The following is a 3,359-nucleotide window of genomic DNA, read 5'->3' as shown; positions in this document are numbered from 1 at the left end:
GAAGTAAATAAGATTTGTGCAGGAATTTCTTTTCGTATTTCATTTATATAAATTTGAAGAATTCTATAGTCTCGCTCCTGTAGTTTAATTACCCGATACGAGTATTCATTCTTGATTCTTGGTTTTTTTGATCGATCATCGAACTCATCATCTGTATTTGTAATAATTAGACTAAAGTTATGATTCTGAATTGATTTTTTAATAGAATTGGTTGTTAGTAGCATAAGCTCACCAATTCTAAGACCATAATTAAGCATGAGATGTATGATCAGAAAGTTTCTGAGTTGTACGTTTTTTGACTTAAATGGGTTTAAGGTATTGTATTTATTAGAATTGCTTGGTGAGATAATTAAATACAATCCTTTAATCATCTCATCATTCATACTTTTGAACGAATAATTGATTTCACTTTTAATTGTTTTATTAGACTTTGAAAAGTTGTTTATAATTTTTTTCTTTATAGTCATATATTTATTTAAGTTTTCTTTAATTTTTTGGATTTCCTTCAGTGAAAGTTGTGGCTGAGATTGGATAGTTAGATATTCATCAATCAAAAAGCTGTAAAACTTTAAGAAAGATCTAAGTCTATGGCCAATTGTAGTGTAGTTAGCATGTTCTGCATTTCTTAATCTTATAAGATTACTTTCAATTTTTTTGTTGTTTTCTAAATAGATAATGAAGTTATCAATTTCACTTTGAATGATTTCAAAGTTGTAGGACGTCGAATAGAAAGACTCACAAAAGGAAGTAGCAAACTTTTCAAACCAAAAATCGTACCAAAATTTTAATGCTATCAAATCAGCATGCTGCGTAGAGACACTTTGAAATCTGAGAAATTTCATGGTGTACAGCATAGGGTACAAACATGGACAAGTTGTATCCATATCAAATAACAGAATAATTTGGTTTTCGTTTGAGACTTTCTTTTCTAAATGAATTGGCTTTAGAGCAAACATAATAAAGTTTATGAAGTATTCTTAAGGTCAACATATCATATTATTTAAGTAAAATAGAAATCACTTAAGTTATTGAATAGTAGTGAAGGAATGGAAAATATGAAGTTATTGTTAGGTGTATCGGATTTAACATAATTAAAATTCTCAAAGGAGTAGAAAAGGCACTACCCCACAATTTTTTTCTCTCAAAATGTCATTCACTGTCATTTTTTAGTGGCAAGTACCAGGTGCAATTCTTTTTACGGTGTATTACACCGTAGATGTTTTGAGTGAGCTTAGCTGGCACCGTAAAAGTTTTGATCGACAAAATATCCAAAGTCAACTGGACTGTTAATCCATTTGCTAAACAAAACGTGAAACAGCAAATTATTGTAGTCTATATATTTTTCATAATTGTTCACGATACCTAAGTTCAGCAAGTTTTTTTCAAACTCAATGCGTTCAATGGGTTCTGATTTCACAAATGCATGGATGGATGCTTTGATTACATGATAATTATAACTTTCTGATGGACATTGACGTTCACATGAAATAATTCCAGCTTCAATGAACAAATTAATATTACGCTGCCAAGAACGCCCGTGAATGTGGTAATTCAGGCAGTCACCAAGTTTTTGCAGATCTGACAATTTAAAGGATTTGTTTTGGCAAACTGCAAAATATGTAAAGGTAAAATAACGATATGAAATATCTTTTTTTAATGTCTTAAACTTAGGATTGTCATAAAAGTTAACATTAGCATTCGTTCTATATATTTTAAGGAACAGCTCACCATACTTACTTAATCTATAATATTTAGATGAGCGACAAGTAGAACGCCCTAGATCCTCTATCATCCCCAATTGGACCCAATTTTTAATAAGACGCTGAATAGAACGAACGAGCCATTTAGACTTATAACCCTCTAATTCATCTATATAGGTGCCTTTCAGGAAGTGAACACTCAATGGTCGTGGGTGATGTTCTACAAACTGAGTGAACAGTCGATGTATAAATTTTATATCCAAAATTGTATTTAGAGCTCTCATGATAAGTACTTTAAAACCATCTTAAAACCATTTTAACAAAACCTTTTAAACCTTTTAATTTTTTTTAAATTAAATATACTTAAAACCCTAATAATAGCTTAAAGGGTTTTAATTGTGCTAAAGCTAAAATGTATATCGATATTAGCAATGTCAATCATTACACAATCTATCTTTGCTGAAAATTCAGTAGTACTTGATGTTGGCCATTCACCAAAACAAGCTGGATCTACTGCAGCTAACGGCTATCCTGAATACACTTACAACCTTAGCATGGTCAATTCTATTGAATACTTTCTTAAATCGCGTCATGTCCAAGTGCTCAGATCTTCAGTGAATGAAGATAAAGTCTCACTGGTTCAACGTGCGACCAGATACCCTAATGCTAATCTTTTTATTTCGGTGCACCACGACTCAATACCTACTGAGCTGACCAAGTACAAGAATCAACTCAAAGGTTTTTCAATTTTTGTATCAAAGAAAAATCCAGAATACGGAAAAAGTTTGAAATGCGCCAATCTCATTGGCCAGAACCTAAAATCAATTGGTGAAAGCCCTTCTACTTACCATGGCATTAATATACCAGGTGAAAACAAAAAGCTTTTGACCTCAAATGGCGTATATCAATATGACAATCTAGTGGTCCTGAAGAAATCACAAAAGCCGGCGGTTTTAATTGAGATCGGCGTGATTGCCAATCCTGAAGAAGCAAATCGCTTATCTAATCAGAAAGTAATCTGGAAAATATCTGAAAATATTGCTCAGTCGATACAGCAATGTTTAAACCAATAAGGTGCATGCTGCAGTAATCAATATGCACCCCTCTAGAATTAGAATCTTATGCCGACCGTTTCACCATCATCATTGACCGCACCAGCATCATAAGTGTTATGCCATACGCCATTAATCATGACCAAGTGTGGCGCCCAAAATGACACTGTTTGAATATTATGCAAAACATCATCTGGCGTATCGAAACTAGAAGCACCTATATAGCGGAAGAACATCAAGTTTTCGCCTAGTTCTTCAATATACATTTCAGGATCAAAGTCATCCAAAAACTCTTTATCTTCACGTATCACTTCGTTTAACTCAGTTTCAACGAGTTTGAGTAAAGCGGTAGGCGTAGGTAAACCATCATAAGCCCATTCAGACTCTTTACCTTCAAGTTCCATCCCATCTTTAATATCAAATGCAGCGACATATCCAGTAAAGTAATTTTCAGCTTGCGAGAAGTTATTCGGCATGTCTTGATAGTATCCATCAAGTACGGTCTTAATCTTTGCCAAGGTTGCATCAATCGTACTTTGAATTGCACTTTCAGCACGTTCTTGAGCTGTACCTCTTTGCTTAGCTTGCCCCATGTGTACCCCCTGAT

General features: G+C 33.5%; 4 protein-coding genes. 1 reads left to right on the top strand and 3 read right to left on the bottom strand.

The features are described 5' to 3' along the window. Window positions 1-956, bottom strand: a 956-nt coding sequence (locus ACY3FQ_RS16780; RefSeq protein ID WP_489774474.1) for a site-specific integrase, incomplete at its 3' end; no start/stop codon positions are given. A 275-nt stretch (window positions 957-1,231) separates the two neighbouring features. Then, entirely contained in the window at window positions 1,232-1,984 is a 753-nt protein-coding gene (locus tag ACY3FQ_RS16775) for a hypothetical protein (RefSeq protein ID WP_171553502.1), read from the bottom strand. A gap of 147 nt (window positions 1,985-2,131) precedes the next feature. Here ACY3FQ_RS16775 and ACY3FQ_RS16770 point away from each other — a divergent pair, with 147 nt between their 5' ends. Then, window positions 2,132-2,773 (top strand): N-acetylmuramoyl-L-alanine amidase family protein, encoded by a 642-nt coding sequence (locus tag ACY3FQ_RS16770; RefSeq protein ID WP_005028445.1) that lies wholly within the window; start codon window positions 2,132-2,134, stop codon window positions 2,771-2,773. A gap of 38 nt (window positions 2,774-2,811) precedes the next feature. Here ACY3FQ_RS16770 and ACY3FQ_RS16765 read toward each other — a convergent pair. Continuing rightward, on the bottom strand, window positions 2,812-3,359 hold a 548-nt coding region (locus ACY3FQ_RS16765), incomplete at its 5' end, for a hypothetical protein (RefSeq protein WP_489774472.1).

This window comes from Acinetobacter sp. AB03, from assembly GCF_058107045.1.
Note: the sequence above shows the minus strand (reverse complement) of the source record. Positions and strands in the feature narration are given on the sequence as shown.